This is a genomic window from Streptomyces sp. NPDC005863 (assembly GCF_042871345.1).
GTDB lineage: Bacteria > Actinomycetota > Actinomycetes > Streptomycetales > Streptomycetaceae > Streptomyces.
This window is the reverse complement of record NZ_JBIAII010000015.1, coordinates 15,867-34,721: the sequence shown is the minus strand read 5'-3', so window position 1 is coordinate 34,721 and position 18,855 is coordinate 15,867. Positions and strand designations below refer to the sequence as shown.

The following is an 18,855-nucleotide window of genomic DNA, read 5'->3' as shown; positions in this document are numbered from 1 at the left end:
TCCGCCCCCGACCCCCGATCCGTAACCCCTCATCACGCACTCAGTACTCCCTCAGTACCCCTGAAAGGACTACCGCGCCATGGCCGGGATCAGCACGTACAAGGGACAGGAGCGGGCGCTGCGCGCGGGCCGGCTCGGCACGGCGGGCCTGCTGCTCTCCGTGCTCGCCGCGACGGGACCGCTGATGGTCGTCGCCGGCGTCATGCCCACCACCTTCGGCGTGATGGGCGTCGTCGGACAGCCCCTGCTCTTCCTCGTCCTCGGCGTCGTCCTCGCGCTCTTCAGCTTCGGATACGCGGAGATGAGCCGGCACGTGCACAACGCCGGCGCCTTCTACGCGTACATATCCCGCGGTCTCGGCGGCACGGCAGGCGCGGGCGCCGCCGTGGTCGCGCTCGTCGCCTACAGCGTGCTGCAGGCCGGCCTGTACGGCATGCTCGGCTTCGAGGTGTCCGGGCTCCTGCACACGTACGCCGACGTCGAGGTCGCCTGGTGGATCCCGGCCCTGTGCGCCGTCGCCGTCGTCGCGGTCCTCGCCTGGCTGAAGATCGACCTCAACGCGCGCGTGCTCGGCGTGCTGCTCCTCATCGAGGTGGCGCTCGTCGTCGTCTTCGACATCGCGGCCGTCGTCGACCCGGCCAAGGAGGGCCTGTCGCTGCACGCGTTCAACCCGGACACGCTCACCGGCGCGGGCGTCGCCACCTCCCTGTGCTTCTGCATCGCCGCCTTCACCGGCTTCGAGCAGGCCCCCGTGTACGCGGAGGAGACCAGCCGCCCGCAGGTCGTGGTCGCCCGCGTGATGTTCTTCGCGGTGGGCTTCGTCGCGGTCTTCTTCGCGCTCAGCTCGTGGGCGCTCACGGTCGCGGCGGGCCCCTCCGGCATCGTCCCCGCGGCGCGCGAACAGAGCGCGGGGCTGCTCTTCGGGCTCACCGAGTCACGGCTCGGCGGGACCTTCACCGACGTGCTGCACGTCCTCTTCGTGACCGGCATGTTCGCGGCGATCCTCAGCTTCCACAACGTGGTCGCGCGGTACGCGTTCGCGATGGGGCGCGAGAGGCTGCTGCCCGCCGCGTTCGGCCGCACCAACACCTCCACCGGCGCGCCCGGCACCGGCTCCCTGCTGCAGACCGTCGTCTCCGTGGTCGTCGTCGCGGCGTTCGCGGTCACCGACGACGGCGCGGCGGGCGACCCGACGGCACCCGTCCTGCACCTGTTCACCTGGGGCGGCAACATCGGGGCGCTCGGCGTGATCCTGCTGATGGCCACCGCGTCCGTCGCCGTCATCGTCTTCTTCGCCCGGCGCGGCGCCGCGCGCGCCCAGATCTGGCGGATCACCGCCTCCGCCCTCGCCGCGGTCGGCCTGCTGGTCATCGCGGGCTACACGGTCAAGGACTTCGACGTCCTGGTCGGCGCGGGGGAGGGCTCCACGCTCAGCTGGGTGCTGCCCGGCGTGATCTTCGCGGCCGCGATCGTGGGCGTGGTGTACGGGAGGGTGCTGCGCTCCCGGGACCCCGAGGCGCATGCGCGGATCGGGTTGGGGAACGAGGCGTTCCAACTGGAGAAGACGGCGGCGGCGTCGCCGGGGGCGTGACCGTCGCCGGGGGCGTGACGGGTGTACGGGGCTCGGTCTGTCACCGGCTTCGCCGAGTTCGTCCTCAAGCGCCGGACGGGCTGAATCGCCCGCCATGGCCGGGGTGGTGTCTCGGGTGCCGGGTGGCTGAACAGGTCTGCCGTGGCCGCGCTTTGACGGTCAGCGCGGCCACGGCAGATTCGTATTTCGGCAGCTAGACGATCAGTGAGAGCAGGAGCACCAGGGCGCCCGCCACCACCGAGATGATCGTCTCCATCACCGACCACGTCTTGATCGTCTGGCCGACGTCGAGGCCGAAGTACTCCTTCACCAGCCAGAAGCCCGCGTCGTTGACGTGCGAGAAGAAGAGCGAACCCGCACCGATCGCGAGCACGAGCAGCGCCGTGTGCGCGGTCGACATGTCGGCGGCCAGCGGCGCCACCAGACCGGCCGCGGAGATCGTCGCGACCGTCGCCGAACCCGTCGCGAGCCGGATGGCCACCGCGATCAGCCAGGCAAGGAGCAGCGCAGGGATCGACCAGTTCTTGGAGAAGTCCAGGATCATCTGGCCCACGCCGATGTCGATGAGCGTCTGCTTGAAGCCGCCGCCCGCGCCCACGATCATCAGCACGCCCGCGATCGGGGCGAGCGACTTCTCGACGGTGGTGGAGAGGCGGCCCTTGGTGAAGCCGGCCGCCCGGCCCAGCGTGAACATGGCCACGATCACCGCCGCGAGCAGGGCGATCAGCGGCGAGCCGATGACGTCGAAGACCCGCTGCACGGTGGTCTCGGGGTCGTCGACCACGATGTCCACCAGCGCCTTGGCCAGCATCAGGACGACGGGCAGCAGCACGGTGGCCACCGTCGCGCCGAAGCCGGGGCGCTTCTCCAGGTCCTCGGAGGGGCGCTGCGGGATCATCTTCTCGGGGGCGGGGACGTCCACCCAGCGCGCCGCGACCTTGGAGAACAGCGGCCCGGCGACGATCACCGTCGGGATGGCGACGAGCACGCCGAAGGCGAGCGTCACGCCGAGGTTGGCCTTGACCGCGTCGATGGCGACGAGCGGGCCGGGGTGCGGCGGGATGAGCCCGTGCATCACGGAGAGACCGGCGAGCGCCGGGATGCCGATCCGCATCAGCGAGTAGTTGCCGCGCCGGGCGACCATCAGGACGACCGGGATCAACAGCACGATGCCGACCTCGAAGAAGAGCGGCAGTCCGATCACCGAGGCGATCAGGACCATCGCCCAGGGCATCGCGCGCCCGCCGGCCTTGGCGAGGATCGTGTCGACGATCTGGTCGGCGCCCCCGGAGTCCGCGAGCAGCTTGCCGAGGATCGCGCCGAGCGCGATGAGCACGCCGACGCCCGCGACGGTGTCGCCGAGCCCGCCGGTGAAGCTGGTGATGGTCTTGTCGAGCGGTGCGCCCGCGAAGGCCCCGAGCGCCAGCGACCCGACGGTCAGCGCGAGGAACGCGTGCATCTTGAACTTGGTGATGAGCAGGACGATGACGGCGATGCCCGCGAGGACGGCGATCCCCAGCTGGGCGTGGCCCGCGGAGGTGATCGGCTCGACGGACTCCGCTGCCAACATCTCGACGCTGAGATGGGTCACGGTGGGTTCCTTGTACGTGGGTACGGGGGTGCGGGGCGCGTCCTCGAAGGGGCGCGGGGCTGTTACATGTGCGGCTCCGCCGCGTGGGCGCGACCAGCCACAGCCGGCCCGCGGTCAGAGAACTACTGGCGGGAGCGCTCAGCCAAGACGACCGAGCGCCTCGACGGCCCGGTCGGCGATGTCGTCCGGGCTCCCGGCGACATCGACGCCGACGCCGACCTCATCCGCCCCGAGAGGCTCCAAGGTGGCGAACTGGGAGTCGAGCAGCGCCGCAGGCATGAAGTGCCCCTGCCGGTGCGACATCCGGTCCTCGATGAGTGCCCGGTCACCCGTGAGGTGGACGAAGACGACGCCGGGCGCGGCCGCCCGCAACCGGTCGCGATAGCCCCGCTTCAGCGCGGAGCTGCTGACCACGCCGCCGAGCCCGGCCCGCCCGTGCGCCCAGGCGCCGATCGCGTCGAGCCAGGGCCACCGGTCGTCGTCGGTGAGCGGCGTACCGGACGACATCTTCCGGATGTTCTCCGGCGGGTGGAAGTCGTCGCCCTCGGCGTACGGAACGCCGAGCCGGGCCGCGAGCAGGGGGCCGATCGTGGTCTTGCCGGTTCCTGCCACGCCCATGACTACGACGACGTGGGGGGTGCGCCGTTCCTGCATCGCGTCCTGCCTCGCTGTCTTCATCGACATCGGTCGGTTGTTCACGTCACTGAAACTCATTAGGTCCGACAAATTCAAGAGGCTGTGACATAAAAGTCTGACTTATTGTCCGGAGCTCCGGCCTCGTAGGCTTTCGCCATGACCGAACCGCCCCGAGGGCTGCACTCCCGCGTACTGGAAAGCCTCGGGCCCGCGATCACGGCCGGCGAGTACCCGCCGGGCAGCGTGTTGCGCACCGACGAGCTGGCCCAGCGCCTGGAGGTGTCCCGCTCCGTGATGCGCGAGGCGGTGCGGGTCCTGGAGTCCATGCACCTGGTCGCCTCCCGCCGCCGGGTGGGCGTGACCGTGCGGCCCGCCGAGGAGTGGAACGTCTACGACCCGCAGGTCATCCGCTGGCGCCTGGCCGGCCCGGACCAGCCCCGGCAGCTGCGCTCGCTGACCGTGCTGCGCTCCGCCGTCGAACCGGTCGCCGCGGGGCTCGCCGCCCGGCACGCCACCGCCGCCCAGTGCGCGGAGCTCACCGAGTGCGCCCTCGGCATGGTCGCCCACTCGCGCGGCCACCAGCTGGAGGGGTACCTGAAGCACGACGTCGCCTTCCACCGGGTGATCCTCAACGCCTCCGGCAACGAGATGTTCGCCCGGCTCGGGGACGTCGTCGCCGAGGTCCTGACCGGCCGTACCGCCCACCAGGTCATGTTCGAGGACCCCGACCCGCCCGCCGTCACGCTGCACGTCAAGGTCGCGGAGGCGGTCAGGGAGGGCGACGCGGTCCGCGCGGAGGCGCTGACCAGGGAGATCGCGCTGGGCGCCCTGGAGGAACTGGACATCCTGGCTCCCTGACGGGCCCCGGCGGGCTGTGGCGCAGGACCCCGGCACCCGTCCCCGCGCACGCCGCCCCCGCCGGTCGGCGACAATGGGCGTCATGCCCCGACGCGCCGCCCGCCCCGCCGCCACGCCCTGCCCCTGCGGGCGCCCCCTGCCGTACGAGAAGTGCTGCGGCCGGCTGCACCGGGGCGAGGCCGTCGCGACCACCCCCGAGGAGCTGATGCGCTCCCGCTACAGCGCCTTCGCCGTACGGGACGAGGGGTATCTGCTGCGCACCTGGCACCCCCGGACCCGGCCGCCCCGCGTCGAGTTCGACCCGGCGATGCGCTGGACCGGCCTGGAGATCCGGGCAGTCTCCGAGGGCACCGCCTTCCACGCCACCGGCACGGTCACCTTCCGGGCCCGCTACACCGACGGCGGCCGTCCGGACGCCCTGCACGAGGAGAGCCGCTTCGAACGGCTCGACGGCGCATGGGTGTACGTCGACGGCACCTTCATCGAGTAGGCGTTCGCAGGCGGCGGTGCCCCGGACCCGCACGTCCGCGGCCCGCGCCGCGCCCACCCGTCGCGACCCGGCCACCGCGCACCTCGCTCGCGTGGGGCTGCTGGGAAGCGAGCGCGCACACGGGGTGTGAACGCCGCGCCGCACGTCGGCCCCCGTACACCCTTGACCGCCGTCCACGGGCCCAAATGCCCTGCCCCGCCCGCCTGTTCGAAGCCGGGAACCTGCCGCGCACATAGGCGGGAACCGCCGCTGCGGGCCGCCGGTGCCGCCAGTAGCGTCTGCCTGCCCCCTTGTCCCGTACGCACTCCCGCAAGCAGCCGTGCGAAGGAAGAGGCGCCCGATGGCCGACACCGGACAGCACCAGCAGAGTTACGAGCGCTACCTGGGCGGCAGTCCACAAGCGGAGCACCGGCTGTTCCAGCGCCTGGCCGTGGAACTGATGAAGGTGCAGGAGAAGAACCGCCGGGCGGCCAAGGGTGCCGGGATCGAGCGCACCCTGCACGCCAAGGCCGCCCTCGGCGTGGAGAACGCCCGGCTGCGCTTCCACGACGACCTCCCCGACGCCCTGCGCTGCGGCTTCGCCCGGCCCGGCGCCGCCTACCCGGCGACCGTGCGGCTCTCCAACGCGAGCGGCATCCGGCAGGCCGACGGCGCCCCCGACCTGCGCGGCATCGCCGTGCGCGTGGCCGTCACCGCGGACGAGAACCACGACCTGCTGGCCACCGACCACCCGGTCTCGCACGCCCGCGACGCCCGCGAGTTCGTCGCCTTCGCCCGCGCCATGGCGGGCGCCACCACCCGCTCGAAGAAGGCCGTCGCCCTCTTCGTCAAGCTCCCGCTCGCCGTCGGCCCCAGTACGGCCACCCGGATGCGGCACAACGTACGGGCCGCCACCCGGCACCCGGTCGACAGCCTCGCCACCCGGACGTACTGGTCCCGCAGCGCCATCCTGTGGGGCCCCGCGGGGCCGGTGCGCTATTTGCTGCGCCCCGCGGGCACCACCGGCGGCTCCCGGAACGCCGGCGGCCACCGCGACCCCCAGTACCTGCGCCGTGAACTGGAGACGCGGCTCGCCCGCCACGACATCGTCTTCGACCTGTGCGTCCAGCGGTACGTCGACGAACGCCGCACCCCGATCGAGGACGGCGCGGCGGTGTGGCCGGAGAACGTCGCGCCCGCCGTGCCCGTCGCCACCCTCACCGTTCCCGGCCAGGACCTCGACACCGCCGAGGCGCGCGCCGCCGCGGGCCGCGTCGAGGCCATCGGCTTCAACCCCTGGTACACCACCGACGACTTCCGCCCGCTCGGCAACCTCAACCGGGCCCGCAAGTCCGCCTACGAGGCCAGCGCCGCACACCGGGGCGGACTGCGTTTCGTCACCGTGGAACCGCTGCGCAACAAGGCGCTGGGCGCTCCCGTCGGCGCCGCGTTCCGCCTCCTCAACCGCCAAGTGCCCTGGCACAAGCTGCCGTTGGAGACGAGCCTGCTCAACCTCGTCTTCCTGCGCAAGGCGCTGCGCCGCTTCAACCTCATCGACACCGACGTGCACGAGGCGCCGCCCAAGGCCATGCCCGCGCCTGCCCCGTTCGACGAGCGGCTGCGCACCGTCCGCTCCTACGACGGCACGTACAACGACCTCTCCCAGCCCACCATGGGCGCCGTCGGCGCGTCCTTCGGGCGCAACCTCGCCCCGGTCCACCGCCCCGACCTCTTCGACGTGCCGAACCCGGTCACGGTCAGCCGCCAACTGCTGCAGCGGGACACCTTCCTGCCCGCGACCTCGCTGAACGTGCTGGCCGCCGCCTGGATCCAGTTCCAGGTCCACGACTGGGTCAACCACCGGCGCCACAAGCCGGGCGGCAAGTCCGTCGAGGTGCCGCTGCCGCCCGGCACCGTCTGGCACAACACCCCGGGCGGGCCCGCCGAGAAGGTGATGCGCTTCGCCGAGAACGAGGGCATCGAACTGCCCGGCGACCGGCCGCCGCTCCTCTTCGCCAACGCCGCGTCCCACTGGTGGGACGGCTCCGAGGTGTACGGCGAGAACGAACAGACCGCCAGGTACCTGCGCGAGCCCGGTGGGGGTGCCAAACTCCGCCTGGAAGAGGGGCACTTGCCCATCGGTACGGGCGGCATCCCGCTGACCGGCTTCGCCGAGAGCTGGTGGATGGGGCTCAGCGCCCTGCACACCCTCTTCGCCCGCGAGCACAACGCGGTCTGCGACGCGCTGCGGCACGCCTACCCCTCGATGAGCGAGGAGAGCGTCTATCACACGGCGCGCCTCGTCGTCTCGGCCCTCATCGCCAAGATTCACACGGTGGAGTGGACCCCGGCGATCCTCGCCACCGAGGCCATCGACCTCGGCCTGCACACCAACTGGGACGGCCCGCCCGGCAAATGGCTGCAGAAGCTCGGCCTGTGGCTGCTCGAATCCCACTCGCTGACCGGCATCCCCAGGACACTGCCCGACCACCACGGCGCCCCGTACTCCCTGACGGAGGACTTCGTCACCGTCTACCGCATGCACCCGCTGATCCCCGACGACTTCGAGATGCGCGAGCACCACTTCGGGCAGCGCCTGGAGACGCTCGGTTTCCGCGACATCCAGGGCGGCGCCGCGGAGGCGGCCATCCGCAAGACGGGTCTCGCCGACACGCTCTACTCCTTCGGCATCGCCCATCCCGGCGCGATCACCCTGCACAACTTCCCGCGCGCGCTACAGCAGTTCGAGCGCGACGGCGAGATCATCGACCTCTCCGTCGTCGACCTGGTCCGCACCCGCAGGCGCGGCGTGCCCCGCTACAACGACTTCCGCGCGGGCCTGCACAAGCGGCGCATCCGCCGCTTCGAGGACCTGTCGCAGGACCCCGAGACCGTGGCGCGACTGCGGGACGTCTACCGGTCCGTCGACGAGATCGACACCGTCGTCGGCCTGTTCGCCGAGAACCCGCCACACGGCTTCGGCTTCAGCGACACCGCGTTCCGCGTCTTCATCCTGATGGCCACCCGGCGGCTGCAGAGCGACCGTTTCCTCACGGTCGACTTCCGCCCCGAGATCTACACCCCGCTCGGCATCGACTGGGTCCAGAAGGGCGGCATGAACTCCGTCCTGCTGCGCCACTGCCCGGAACTCGCGGGTCTCCTACCACGCGGAGCCACCGCGTTCGCACCGTGGCGACAGGTGCAGCCGGTGCACGACGGGAGTTGAGATTCAACCCCTCCGCGATTTGAGGAGCGGGGTCCGGGGTTGGAGTTCAGCCCGTCCGGCGTTCGGGGAGCGGGGCCCGGGGTTGTACTTCAGCCCCTCGGGCGTTCGGGGAGCGGGGCCCGGGGTTGTACTTCAGCCCCTCGGGCGTTCGGGGAGCGGGGCCCGGGGTTGTACTTCAGCCCCTCCGGCATTCGAGGAGCGGGATCCGGGGTTGCAATTCAGCCCCTCCGGCGTTTGAGGAGCGGGGTCCGGGGCGGAGCCCCGTGGCGGGGGTGCGTGTGTGCGGGCATGCCGGCGGGCGCGCCGAGCGGCGATGACCCCTCAAGCCAGCGCCGCGACCCCGCACTCGATCAGGAACGGCCCCCGCTCCGCCACCCCCCGTTTCAGCGCCGCCGCGAACTCCTCCGCCGTCGCCGTCCGTTCTCCCGGTACCCCCATCCCGCGCGCCAGCGCGACGAAGTCCAGGGGCGGGCCCGACAGGTCGAGGAGCCGCCGCGCCCGCTCGCCGCCCCCGCCCACCGCCCCGAGCTCCAGGTTGAGGATCGCGTACGAACGATTGGCGAAGACCACCGTCGTGACGTCGAGGCCCTCCCGGGCCTGCGTCCACAGCGCCTGCAGCGTGTACATCGAGGCCCCGTCGCCGACCAGCGCGATGACCGGGCGGTCGGGGCAGGCCACCCCCGCCCCCACCGCGAGCGGCAGCCCCTGCCCCATCGCACCGCCGGTGAGCGTCAGCCAGTCGTGCGGCGGCGCGCCCGCGGTCGCGCCGGGCAGCCACAGGCCGGAGGTGTTGGCCTCGTCCACCACCACCGCGCCCTCCGGCAGCAACGCCCCGATCACGGCCGCCGCCGACTCGGCCGTCAGCTCGCCGAGCGGCAGCGCGGGCCGGTCCGCCGCCTGCCGCACCGGCTTCGCGCCGCCGGGCCCGACCACCTCGGCGAGCCCTTCGAGCGCCGCCGTCACGTCCTCCGCACCGGCCGCAAGCGTGTGCACCGTGCACCCCTCGGGGACCAGCGCACCGCCGCGCCCGGGGTGCGCGAAGAAGGCGACCGGCGAGGCCGCGCCGGCCAGCACCAGGTGCCGTACGCCCGCGAGTTGGCCCGCCGCACCCGCCGCGAGATAGGCGAGCCGCTCGACGGAGGGGCGGCCCGCGCCGCGCTCCATGCGGGCGGGAAAGGTCTCGCACAGCAGCTTCGCGCCGGTCGCCCCGGCGATCCGCCCCGCCGCCGCGAGCCCGGCCCCGCGGACCGCATCCCCGCCGAGCAGCAGGGCGACGTCGGCACCCGAGCGCAGCGCGGCGGCCGCCCCGGTCACGGCGTCCACGGAGACCAGGCCGCGCCGCGCGGGCCCGGGCGGCGCGGCCCGCGACGGCTCGCCCGCCTGCGACCAGGAGACGTCGGCGGGCACGATCAGCGTCGCGACGGCGCCGGGCGGCCCGGTCGCGGCGGCGACGGCGGCCGGGACGTCCCCGGCGAGCTCGGTGGCGTAGTACGTACGCCGCGTCCAGGCCGACACGGTGCGGGCGAGCGCCCCGATGTCGGACTCCAGGGGCGCGTCGAGCCGCTTGTGGTGCAGCGTGTGGTCGCCGACGACGTTGATGAGGGGCGTCGCGGCCCGCCGGGCGTTGTGCAGGTTCGGCAGGCCGCCCGCGAGGCCGGGCCCGAGGTGCAGCAGGGTGCACGCGGGGCGCCCCGTCATCCGCCCGTACCCGTCCGCGGCCCCCGTGGCGACCCCCTCGAAGAGACAGAGCACGGGCCGCAGTCCGGGCGTCTCGTCGAGCGCGGCGACGAAGTGCATCTCGGAGGTGCCGGGGTTGGCGAAGCAGGCCCGTACACCCCCGTCCACGAGGCCGTCGATCAGGATCTGCGCTCCGTTCGGCATGGCGGTCCGCCTCTGCTCGGTGACGTGGGCGCACGGTGGGCGGCGGCGCCCGCCGGGTGGGGGAGGCCAGTCTTCACGGGGTCCGGGCCGCGGCGGCAGCCGGGAACCGGCCAGCCGCCGCAGACCCCGCGGGGCCGAACCGCTGCCGGTAACCGGACGGGCTGAGCCCCGTCTCGCGGCGCAGCCTGGCCCGCAGGTTGGCCGCGGTGCCCAGACCGCTGCGGCGCGCGACCACGTCGAGGCGTTCCTCGCCGCGCTCGATGAGTCGGCAGGCCAGCGCCACCCGCTCGGCCGTCAGCCAGGCCAGCGGGGTGGTGCCGAGCTGGGCGCGGAAACGGCGGTGCAGGGTCGCGGGGCTGACCCCGGCGCGGGCCGCGAGACCGGCCACCGTGAGGGAGTCGGCGAGCTGGCCCTGCGCCCAGGCGAGAAGCGGTGCGAGGGACTCGTCCGGCACCGTGGGCACGGGCCGTTCGATGAACTGCCGCTGCCCGCCGTCCCGGTGGGCGGCGAACACGAGCCGCCTGCTCACGGAGTTGGCGACCTCCGCCCCGAAGTCCATGCGCACGAGATGCAGGCTCAGGTCGAGTGCGGCGGAACTGCCCGCCGCGGTGAGGATGTCGCCGTCGTCGACGAAGAGCACATCCGCTTCGAGCCGCACGGCCGGAAACCGCTCCCGGAAGGCGTCCGCCCACTGCCAGTGCGTGGAGGCGCGGCGCCCGTCGAGGACGCCCGACTCGGCGAGCGCGAAGACGCCGGTGCAGAAGCTCACGATGCGGGCGCCGCGCGCGTGGGCCCGCCGGACGGCGGCCAGGACGTCCGGGGCGCGCGGCACGGTGTGGTCGGGCCGCCCCGGCATGATCAGGGTGTCCGCGGTGTCGGCGGCATCGAGCCCCGGCACGCCGGTGAGGGTGAAGAAGCCGTGGTTCATGCGGACGTCCGGCCTCGTGGTGCAGAGCACGATCTCGTACAGGGCGCCCGGCAGGCCGAGTTCGGGCCGCGGCAGTCCGAAGACCTCGGTGGCGACGCCGACTTCGAAGGGGTTGGTGCCCTCGTCGACGACGACCACGACGCGATGCGCCCGTCGTCCGGCGGGCGGTTGCGAGGATCCTTGCGTCATGTGCGATTTCTAGCACTCGTGGCGGTGGCGGGTCACGTCGCAAGATCACTCCATGAACACCGAACCCATCGCTCTCGACCAGGCCCTCGCCTCCTTCGACGCCCTGTGGAGCCCCCGCATCGTCACCTCCGTCAACGACTACGACGTCCGCGTCGCCAAGGTCGAGGGCGAGCATGTCTGGCACGTCCACGACGACACCGACGAGTTCTTCCTCGTACTCGGCGGCGAGCTCCACATCGACCTGCGCGAACCGGCGGGGGAGCGCCGGGTCACGCTCCCGCGGGGCTCGGTCTTCACGGTGCCGCGCGGCACGGAGCACCGGCCGAGCGCCCCGGACGGCGCCCGCATCCTCCTCTTCGAGCCCACCGGGACGTCGACGGTCGGCGACCGCCACGACGAGGTCCCGGCGCACGTGGACGTGACGACGGGGCACGCGCTGCACGCGTGAGACCAGCGGGAGTCCGCCCGTGAGGCCCTGACGTATGAGAGCCGTCAAGACGGCTGAGCGTGCCGTATGGAGGGTGTCAACGACGGCTGTGGACGGTGAAAAGGGCGGTTACCTCGGACCGTCCGAGCACGTGCTGCACCGTCCACTTCCTCCAGGAGCTCACGATGGCCGACCTGGCCTTCGTCGTCACCACGATCGCGGTCTTCGCGCTGGTGGCACTCGTCGCCAAGGGGGTGACGAAGCTGTGACCGCCGAGAACATCGTCGGCCTCGTCGTGGCCGTCACCCTCCTTGGCTATCTCGTCCTCGCCCTCGTCTTCCCGGAGAGGTTCTGAGCACGAACATGAGCCCCGTCCTCGCTGGCGTGCTCCAGCTCCTCGCCCTGACCGCGGCGCTCGCCCTGGTCCACCGGCCGCTGGGCGACCACATGGCCCGCGTCTACTCCTCGAAGAAGCACCTCCGCGTCGAGAAGTGGATATACAGGGCCATCGGCGCCGACCCCGACGCGCAGATGCGCTGGCCCGCGTATCTGCGCGGGGTCCTCGCCTTCTCCGCGGCCGGCGTCCTCTTCCTCTATCTGCTGCAGCGGCTGCAGGGCTCGCTGCCCGGCTCGCTCGGCTTCCGCTCCATCGACCCGGACCAGGCGTTCAACACCGCCGCGTCCTTCGTGGCCAACACCAACTGGCAGTCGTACTCCGGCGAACAGGCCATGGGCCACGTCGTGCAGACCGGCGGCCTCGCCGTGCAGAACTTCGTCTCGGCGGCCGTGGGGATCGCCGTGGCGGTCGCGCTCGTACGGGGCTTCGGCGCCGTACGAGCGGGCGGCACCCCCACCCGCACCGGTGAACCCGCCTCCCTCCGCACCGGTGAACTCGGCAACTTCTGGGCCGACCTGGTGCGCGGCACCGTCCGCGTCCTGCTGCCCATCGCGGTCGTCGGCGCCCTCGTCCTGGTCGCCTGCGGCGCTCTCCAGAACTTCGCCGGCATCCACGAGGTCGGCCGGTTCATGGGCGGCACACAGCAGTGGAACGGCGGAGCGGTCGCCTCCCAGGAGGTCATCAAGGAGCTGGGCACCAACGGCGGCGGCTACTTCAACGCCAACTCCGCCCACCCCTTCGAGAACCCGAACCCGCTGTCCAACCTCTTCGAGATCTTCCTGATCCTCGTCATCCCCTTCGCGCTGACCCGCACCTTCGGCCGGATGGTCGGCTCGCTGCGGCAGGGCCACGCGATCCTCGCGACGATGGCGACCATCTGGCTCGGCTTCACCGCGCTGATGATGTGGACCGAATTCCACCACGGCGGCCCGGCGTTCGACCTGGCCGGCGGGGCGATGGAGGGCAAGGAGACCCGGTTCGGGATCGGCGGGTCGTCGATCTTCGCGGTGGCCACCACGCTCACCTCCACCGGCGCCGTCAACTCCTTCCACTCCTCCTACACCGGCTTCGGCGGCGGCATCGAGATGCTCGGCATGCAGCTCGGCGAGATCGCGCCGGGCGGCACCGGATCCGGCCTCTACGGCATGCTGATCATGGCGATCATCGCGGTGTTCATCGCCGGCCTGATGGTCGGGCGCACCCCGGAGTACCTGGGCAAGAAGATCGGCACCCGCGAGATCAAGCTGGCGGCCTGCTACCTCCTGATCACCCCGGCGCTGGTCCTCGGCTTCACGGCCGTCGCGATGGCGCTGCCCACCCCGGGCGACTCGATGACCAACTCCGGCGCGCACGGCTTCTCCGAGATCCTGTACGCGTACACCTCCGGCGCCAACAACAACGGCTCCGCCTTCGCGGGCCTGAACGCCGACACGCAGTGGTTCAACACCACCCTCGGCATCGCCATGCTGCTCGGCCGCTTCCTGCCGATGGTGTTCGTCCTCGCGCTCGCCGGATCGTTCGCCGGGCAGAGACCGGTCCCGGTCACCGCGGGCACCCTGCGCACCGAAAAGCCGCTGTTCACCGGGTTGTTGGTCGGCACCATCATGATCATCACCGGTCTCACCTACTTCCCCGCGCTAGCGCTGGGACCGCTTGCCGAGGGGCTGGCGTCATGAGCACTCACACCACGAAGCACGAGCGGGACGACCGGCCCACGGGCGCGGTCACCCCCCAGGACCCTGCCACCCAGGACCCCGCCCCCCGACAGCCGGCGCCCCCCGCCCACCAGAGCCCCGACGCGGGCAAGGTCGGCGCGGGCCTCTTCGACCCGGCCCAGCTCCTGAAGTCGCTGCCGGACGCGGTCCGTAAACTGGACCCGCGCGTGATGGTCAAGTCACCCGTCATGTTCGTCGTCCTGATCGGCTCGGTGGTCACCACCGTCCTCGCCGTCAAGGACCCGGGGGACCGGTTCGGCTGGGCGATCACCGTCTGGCTCTGGCTGACCACCCTCTTCGCCAACCTCGCGGAGGCGGTCGCCGAGGGCCGCGGCAAGGCCCAGGCCGACACCCTGCGCAAGGCCAAGACCGACACCGTCGCCCGCCGTCTCACCGGCACCACGGAAGAGTCCGTGCCCGGCACCGACCTGCGCATCGGCGACCTCGTCGTCTGCGAGGCCGGCGACATCATCCCCGGCGACGGTGACGTCGTCGAGGGCGTGGCCTCCGTCGACGAGTCCGCGATCACCGGCGAATCGGCCCCCGTCATCCGGGAGTCCGGCGGCGACCGCTCGGCCGTCACCGGCGGTACGAGGGTGCTCTCCGACCGCGTGGTCATCAAGATCACGACGAAGCCCGGCGAGACGTTCATCGACCGCATGATCAACCTGGTCGAGGGCGCGGCCCGGCAGAAGACGCCCAACGAGATCGCGCTGAACATCCTCCTCGCCTCCCTCACCATCGTCTTCCTGCTCGCCGTCGTCACCCTCAAGCCCTTCGCGATCTACGCGGGCGCCGACGACCAGACCTCGATGATCGTCCTGACCGCGCTCCTGGTCTGTCTGATCCCGACGACCATCGGCGCCCTGCTCTCCGCGATCGGCATCGCCGGCATGGACCGCCTGGTCCAGCGCAACGTCCTCGCCCTGTCCGGCAGGGCGGTGGAGGCCGCCGGCGACGTCTCGACCCTGCTGCTCGACAAGACCGGCACCATCACCCTCGGCAACCGCCGGGCGGCTCAGTTCGTGCCGGTGCGCGGCACCACCGGGGCCGAACTCGCGGACGCGGCCCAGCTCTCCTCACTGGCCGACGAGACGCCCGAGGGCCGCTCCGTCGTCGTACTCGCCAAGGAGAAGTACGGGCTGCGCGAGCGGCACCGGGGGGAGCTGACCGGCGCCGCGTGGGTGCCGTTCACGGCGCAGACCCGGATGTCCGGTGTCGATGTGGACGGCCGCAAGGTGCGCAAGGGCGCGACCGGTTCGGTCATCGCCTGGGTCGAGGAGCGCGGGGGAGCGGTCGCCGAGGACGCGCGGGAACTCAACGACACGATCTCCCAGGCCGGCGGCACACCGCTCCTGGTGGCCGTGGAGGACGCCGACGGCGCCCGGGTCCTCGGGGTGATCCACCTCAAGGACGTCGTCAAGGAGGGCATGCGCGAACGCTTCGACGAGCTGCGCCGCATGGGCATCAAGACCGTCATGATCACCGGCGACAACCCGCTCACCGCCAAGGCCATCGCGGACGAGGCGGGCGTGGACGACTTCCTCGCCGAGGCCACGCCCGAGGACAAGATGGCGCTCATCAAGCGCGAGCAGGCCGGCGGCAAGCTGGTCGCGATGACCGGCGACGGCACCAACGACGCCCCCGCGCTCGCCCAGGCCGACGTCGGCGTCGCGATGAACACGGGCACGTCGGCCGCCAAGGAGGCCGGCAACATGGTCGACCTCGACTCCGACCCCACCAAGCTCATCGAGATCGTCGAGATCGGCAAGCAGCTCCTCATCACCCGGGGCGCGCTCACGACCTTCTCGATCGCCAACGACGTCGCGAAGTACTTCGCGATCATCCCGGCCATGTTCGCCGTCGCCCACCCGAGCCTCGACAAGCTCAACATCATGAACCTGTCGTCGCCCGAGTCCGCGATCCTCTCCGCGGTCGTCTTCAACGCACTGATCATCGTCGCGCTCGTGCCGCTCGCCCTGAAGGGTGTCCGGTACCGGCCGATGAGCGCCGACCGGATGCTTCGCCGCAACCTCGGCGTCTACGGCCTCGGCGGTCTCATCGCCCCGTTCGTCGGCATCAAGGTCATCGACGTACTCCTCTCTCTCCTTCCCGGCATTGGGTGACGTGGTCATGAACAACTCCGTACGAAGCTCCGCCCGGCTGCTCGGCGCGGGACTGCGCGCCCTGCTCGTCCTGACCGCGCTCTGCGGCGTCCTCTACCCGCTCGCGGTGACCGGCGCCGCCCAGACCCTCTTCCCCGACCGGGCCAACGGCTCCGAGGTACGGGCCGACGGCCGCGTCGTCGGCTCCGACCTCATCGGCCAGCGCTACGACCTGCCGCTGAAGAAGGGACAGGAGACGGCCGCGCCGGACCTGAAATGGTTCCAGCCCCGCCCCTCGAACGGCCTCGGCGAGAACAGCGTCAACACCCGCTACAAGCTGCTCCTGTCCGGCGCCACCAACCTCGCCGGCGACAACAAGGAGCTGATCCAGCAGATCAAGACCGCCAAGGCGGCCGTCATCAGGGACAACTCCACCGCCGGCCACCGCGTCCGCCCCGCCGACGTGCCCGCCGACGCGGTCACCTCCTCGGGCTCCGGCCTCGACCCGCACGTCTCCCCGGCCTACGCCGACCTCCAGGTCCGCCGCGTGGCCGCCAGGAACCACCTGTCGGTGGCGCGCGTCCAGAAGCTGGTCGACGACCACACCGACGGCCGCGTCCTCGGCTTCGTGGGCGACCCCCGGGTCAACGTCCTGCGGCTCAACGTCGCCCTGAAGGAACTGACCGGACAGGCCGGAAAGGGGTGACACGCAAAAGGCCCCAGTCTTTCGACTGGGGCCTTGCCGGTGTCCGAGGGGGGACTTGAACCCCCACGCCCGATAAAGGGCACTAGCACCTCAAGCTAGCGCGTCTGCCATTCCGCCACCCGGACCAGGTGTCTGTCCTCGCGGGGCGTTCCCCGCGGCGACACAGAGAACATTACCAGGCTTCCAGGGGGACTCGATCACCCCCTGAGTCCGCTGTGAACGGCTGGTGACGACCCCCGCCCGGCCTTGGGCACACGGCCGCGGAGAGAGAGGATGAGGGGGACCACCAGCAGCGAATGCGGGAGGAACCAGCGTGAGCGGGTCCAGCACGGGCAAGGCCGTCACCGGTGAGGACGAGGTCGTCGACCTCTGTCGCGAACTGATCCAGATCGATACGAGCAACTACGGCGACCACTCGGGCCCGGGGGAGCGCAAGGCCGCCGAGTACGTGGCCGAGAAGCTCGCCGAGGTCGGGCTCGAACCGAAGATCTTCGAGTCCCACCCCGGCCGGGCCTCCACGGTCGCGAGGATCGAGGGCGAGGACCCGTCGCGGCCCGCGCTCCTCATCCACGGCCACACGGACGTCGTCCCCGCCAACGCCGTCGACTGGACGCACCACCCCTTCTCCGGGGAGATCGCGGAGGACTGCGTGTGGGGCCGGGGCGCCGTCGACATGAAGGACATGGACGCGATGACCCTCGCGGTCATCCGTGAGCGGATGCGCAGCGGCCGCAAGCCGCCGCGCGACATCGTCCTCGCCTTCCTCGCCGACGAGGAGGCCGGCGGCACGTACGGCGCCCGCTACCTCGTCGACAACCACCCCGAGCTCTTCGAGGGGTGCACGGAGGCGATCAGCGAGGTCGGCGGCTTCTCCTTCACGGTCAACGAGAACCTGCGGCTCTACCTCGTCGAGACCGCCCAGAAGGGCATGCACTGGATGAAGCTGACCGTGGACGGCACCGCGGGCCACGGTTCGATGATCCACAAGGACAACGCGATCACCGAGCTCTCCGAGGCCGTCGGACGCCTCGGCCGGCACAAGTTCCCGGTGCGGGTCACCAAGACGCTGCGGCACTTCCTCGACGAGCTGGGCGACGCCCTCGGCACCGAGCTCGACCCGGAGAACATGGACGAGACGCTCGCCAAGCTCGGCGGGATCGCCAAGCTCATCGGCGCCTCCCTGCAGAACACCGCCAACCCGACGCAGCTCGGCGCCGGCTACAAGGTCAACGTGATCCCCGGCCAGGCCACCGCGCACGTCGACGGCCGGTACCTGCCGGGGTACGAGGAGGAGTTCCTCGCCGACCTCGACCGGCTGCTCGGCCCGCATGTCCGGCGCGAGGACGTGCACGCCGACAAGGCGCTGGAGACCACCTTCGACGGCGCGCTGGTCGACGCCATGCAGACGGCGCTGCGCGCCGAGGACCCGATCGCCCGCGCCGTGCCCTACATGCTGTCGGCCGGCACGGACGCCAAGTCCTTCGACGACCTCGGCATTCGCGGCTTCGGCTTCGCGCCGCTGAAGCTGCCGCCGGAGCTGGACTTCGCGGGCATGTTCCACGGCGTCGACGAGCGGGTGCCGGTCGACGGCCTGAAGTTCGGCGTCCGGGTCCTGGACCGGTTCATCGACGCCTCCTGACGTGACGCCTCCTGACGTGACGCCTCCTGACGTGACGCCTCTTGACGTGGCGCGGCCGGGACCGATCGGAATCGGCCGCTTTGCGTGCTGAAACGACTCTCCAATAATCGCCAGCGCGTACGTACTTGACTGAAAAGAGTGAAAGCAACCAGAGGCTCGTAGCCCTCTCACTTCCCCCTCGTTACAGGTGTGCAGTCCGCGGCTGGGACTGCATTGCCAACAAGGAGGAATAATGATCAAGAAGATCGTCGCCGCTGTGGCTGCCACGGGTGGTCTCGTGCTCGCGGGCGCGGGTATCGCCGCCGCCGACGCCGGTGCCCAGGGTGCCGCCGTGAAGTCTCCCGGTGTCATCTCGGGCAATGTTGTCCAGGTTCCCGTCCACGTGCCGGTGAACGCCTGTGGCAACACGGTCTCCGTGGTCGGCCTGCTGAACCCCGCCTTCGGCAATGTCTGCGTCAACAAGTGACGTTGTAGTGCCTCACCCCTTGAGGGTCTGA

The 18,855-nt window shown here is 71.5% G+C and carries 16 protein-coding genes and 1 tRNA gene; 12 read left to right on the top strand and 5 right to left on the bottom strand.

The window, feature by feature from the left end; genetic code table 11:
• Window positions 1-79 precede the first annotated feature (79 nt).
• Window positions 80-1,591 carry an APC family permease gene (locus ACFYO9_RS35070; protein ID WP_358777949.1) on the top strand — a complete coding sequence of 504 codons (1,512 nt, stop codon included), beginning with the start codon at window positions 80-82 and terminating at the stop codon, window positions 1,589-1,591.
• 193 nt (window positions 1,592-1,784) lie between these two features.
• Here the strand turns inward: ACFYO9_RS35070 and ACFYO9_RS35065 are convergent, their stop codons facing one another.
• Complete coding sequence (locus ACFYO9_RS35065) at window positions 1,785-3,182, bottom strand: gluconate:H+ symporter (RefSeq protein WP_355810181.1); 1,398 nt, start codon at window positions 3,180-3,182, stop codon at window positions 1,785-1,787.
• A gap of 138 nt (window positions 3,183-3,320) precedes the next feature.
• Complete coding sequence (locus ACFYO9_RS35060; protein WP_355810617.1) at window positions 3,321-3,836, bottom strand: gluconokinase; 516 nt, start codon at window positions 3,834-3,836, stop codon at window positions 3,321-3,323.
• Between the two features lie 138 nt (window positions 3,837-3,974).
• Between ACFYO9_RS35060 and ACFYO9_RS35055 the strand changes: the two genes are divergently transcribed.
• From ACFYO9_RS35055 to ACFYO9_RS35045, 3 genes are all read left to right on the top strand, one after another.
• A complete protein-coding gene (locus ACFYO9_RS35055) occupies window positions 3,975-4,676 on the top strand; it encodes a FadR/GntR family transcriptional regulator (protein WP_355810183.1) in 702 nt (233 codons plus the stop codon).
• Window positions 4,677-4,749: 73 nt separating this feature from the next.
• The gene (locus tag ACFYO9_RS35050; protein ID WP_358777948.1) at window positions 4,750-5,166 is read left to right on the top strand and encodes a YchJ family metal-binding protein; all 417 of its coding nucleotides are present in this window, start codon (window positions 4,750-4,752) and stop codon (window positions 5,164-5,166) included.
• A 340-nt stretch (window positions 5,167-5,506) separates the two neighbouring features.
• Window positions 5,507-8,371: a peroxidase family protein gene (locus ACFYO9_RS35045; protein ID WP_358777947.1), complete on the top strand. Its 2,865-nt coding sequence runs from the start codon at window positions 5,507-5,509 to the stop codon at window positions 8,369-8,371.
• Between the two features lie 321 nt (window positions 8,372-8,692).
• Here the strand turns inward: ACFYO9_RS35045 and ACFYO9_RS35040 are convergent, their stop codons facing one another.
• Together ACFYO9_RS35040 and ACFYO9_RS35035 are read right to left on the bottom strand one after the other, a co-directional pair.
• A complete protein-coding gene (locus ACFYO9_RS35040) occupies window positions 8,693-10,252 on the bottom strand; it encodes an acetolactate synthase large subunit (protein WP_358777946.1) in 1,560 nt (519 codons plus the stop codon).
• Window positions 10,253-10,325: 73 nt separating this feature from the next.
• Entirely contained in the window at window positions 10,326-11,369 is a 1,044-nt protein-coding gene (locus ACFYO9_RS35035) for a helix-turn-helix domain-containing protein (protein WP_358777945.1), read from the bottom strand.
• Between the two features lie 52 nt (window positions 11,370-11,421).
• Between ACFYO9_RS35035 and ACFYO9_RS35030 the strand changes: the two genes are divergently transcribed.
• The 6 genes from ACFYO9_RS35030 to ACFYO9_RS35005 all read left to right on the top strand — a co-directional run bounded on the left by ACFYO9_RS35030 (window position 11,422) and on the right by ACFYO9_RS35005 (window position 16,719).
• Complete coding sequence (locus ACFYO9_RS35030; protein ID WP_355810196.1) at window positions 11,422-11,817, top strand: cupin domain-containing protein; 396 nt, start codon at window positions 11,422-11,424, stop codon at window positions 11,815-11,817.
• 95 nt (window positions 11,818-11,912) lie between these two features.
• Window positions 11,913-12,065 carry a hypothetical protein gene (locus ACFYO9_RS35025; protein ID WP_358777944.1) on the top strand — a complete coding sequence of 51 codons (153 nt, stop codon included), beginning with the start codon at window positions 11,913-11,915 and terminating at the stop codon, window positions 12,063-12,065.
• The gene (gene kdpF, locus ACFYO9_RS35020; protein ID WP_355810199.1) at window positions 12,062-12,151 is read left to right on the top strand and encodes a K(+)-transporting ATPase subunit F; all 90 of its coding nucleotides are present in this window, start codon (window positions 12,062-12,064) and stop codon (window positions 12,149-12,151) included. The genes ACFYO9_RS35025 and kdpF overlap by 4 nt, the downstream gene beginning before the upstream one ends.
• An 8-nt stretch (window positions 12,152-12,159) precedes the next feature.
• Window positions 12,160-13,869, top strand: a complete 1,710-nt coding sequence (kdpA, locus tag ACFYO9_RS35015) for a potassium-transporting ATPase subunit KdpA (protein WP_358777943.1) — start codon at window positions 12,160-12,162, stop codon at window positions 13,867-13,869.
• Window positions 13,866-16,034, top strand: a complete 2,169-nt coding sequence (gene kdpB, locus ACFYO9_RS35010; RefSeq protein WP_358777942.1) for a potassium-transporting ATPase subunit KdpB — start codon at window positions 13,866-13,868, stop codon at window positions 16,032-16,034. Before kdpA ends, kdpB begins: the two co-directional genes overlap by 4 nt.
• A gap of 7 nt (window positions 16,035-16,041) precedes the next feature.
• Window positions 16,042-16,719, top strand: coding sequence for a potassium-transporting ATPase subunit C (locus ACFYO9_RS35005; RefSeq protein WP_358777941.1), 678 nt, complete (start codon window positions 16,042-16,044; stop codon window positions 16,717-16,719).
• 40 nt (window positions 16,720-16,759) lie between these two features.
• On the opposite strand, the gene ACFYO9_RS35000 is transcribed toward ACFYO9_RS35005, so the two are convergent.
• A tRNA-Leu gene (locus ACFYO9_RS35000) sits at window positions 16,760-16,844 on the bottom strand.
• A gap of 188 nt (window positions 16,845-17,032) precedes the next feature.
• Between ACFYO9_RS35000 and ACFYO9_RS34995 the strand changes: the two genes are divergently transcribed.
• On the top strand, window positions 17,033-18,358 hold the full coding sequence (locus ACFYO9_RS34995) for a M20/M25/M40 family metallo-hydrolase (RefSeq protein WP_355810211.1): 1,326 nt from the start codon (window positions 17,033-17,035) through the stop codon (window positions 18,356-18,358).
• Window positions 18,359-18,590: 232 nt separating this feature from the next.
• Window positions 18,591-18,824, top strand: coding sequence for a chaplin (locus ACFYO9_RS34990; protein WP_358777940.1), 234 nt, complete (start codon window positions 18,591-18,593; stop codon window positions 18,822-18,824).
• Window positions 18,825-18,855 lie beyond the last annotated feature (31 nt).

Coding starts and splice junctions, on each gene's coding strand:
- ACFYO9_RS35070 (WP_358777949.1), top strand. CDS start 80: ATGGCCGGGATCAGCACGTACAAGGGACAGGAGCGGGCGCTGCGCGCG.
- ACFYO9_RS35060 (WP_355810617.1), bottom strand. CDS start 3,836: ATGCAGGAACGGCGCACCCCCCACGTCGTCGTAGTCATGGGCGTGGCA.
- ACFYO9_RS35055 (WP_355810183.1), top strand. CDS start 3,975: ATGACCGAACCGCCCCGAGGGCTGCACTCCCGCGTACTGGAAAGCCTC.
- ACFYO9_RS35050 (WP_358777948.1), top strand. CDS start 4,750: ATGGGCGTCATGCCCCGACGCGCCGCCCGCCCCGCCGCCACGCCCTGC.
- ACFYO9_RS35045 (WP_358777947.1), top strand. CDS start 5,507: ATGGCCGACACCGGACAGCACCAGCAGAGTTACGAGCGCTACCTGGGC.
- ACFYO9_RS35040 (WP_358777946.1), bottom strand. CDS start 10,252: ATGCCGAACGGAGCGCAGATCCTGATCGACGGCCTCGTGGACGGGGGT.
- ACFYO9_RS35035 (WP_358777945.1), bottom strand. CDS start 11,369: ATGACGCAAGGATCCTCGCAACCGCCCGCCGGACGACGGGCGCATCGC.
- ACFYO9_RS35030 (WP_355810196.1), top strand. CDS start 11,422: ATGAACACCGAACCCATCGCTCTCGACCAGGCCCTCGCCTCCTTCGAC.
- kdpA (WP_358777943.1), top strand. CDS start 12,160: ATGAGCCCCGTCCTCGCTGGCGTGCTCCAGCTCCTCGCCCTGACCGCG.
- kdpB (WP_358777942.1), top strand. CDS start 13,866: ATGAGCACTCACACCACGAAGCACGAGCGGGACGACCGGCCCACGGGC.
- ACFYO9_RS35005 (WP_358777941.1), top strand. CDS start 16,042: ATGAACAACTCCGTACGAAGCTCCGCCCGGCTGCTCGGCGCGGGACTG.
- ACFYO9_RS34990 (WP_358777940.1), top strand. CDS start 18,591: ATGATCAAGAAGATCGTCGCCGCTGTGGCTGCCACGGGTGGTCTCGTG.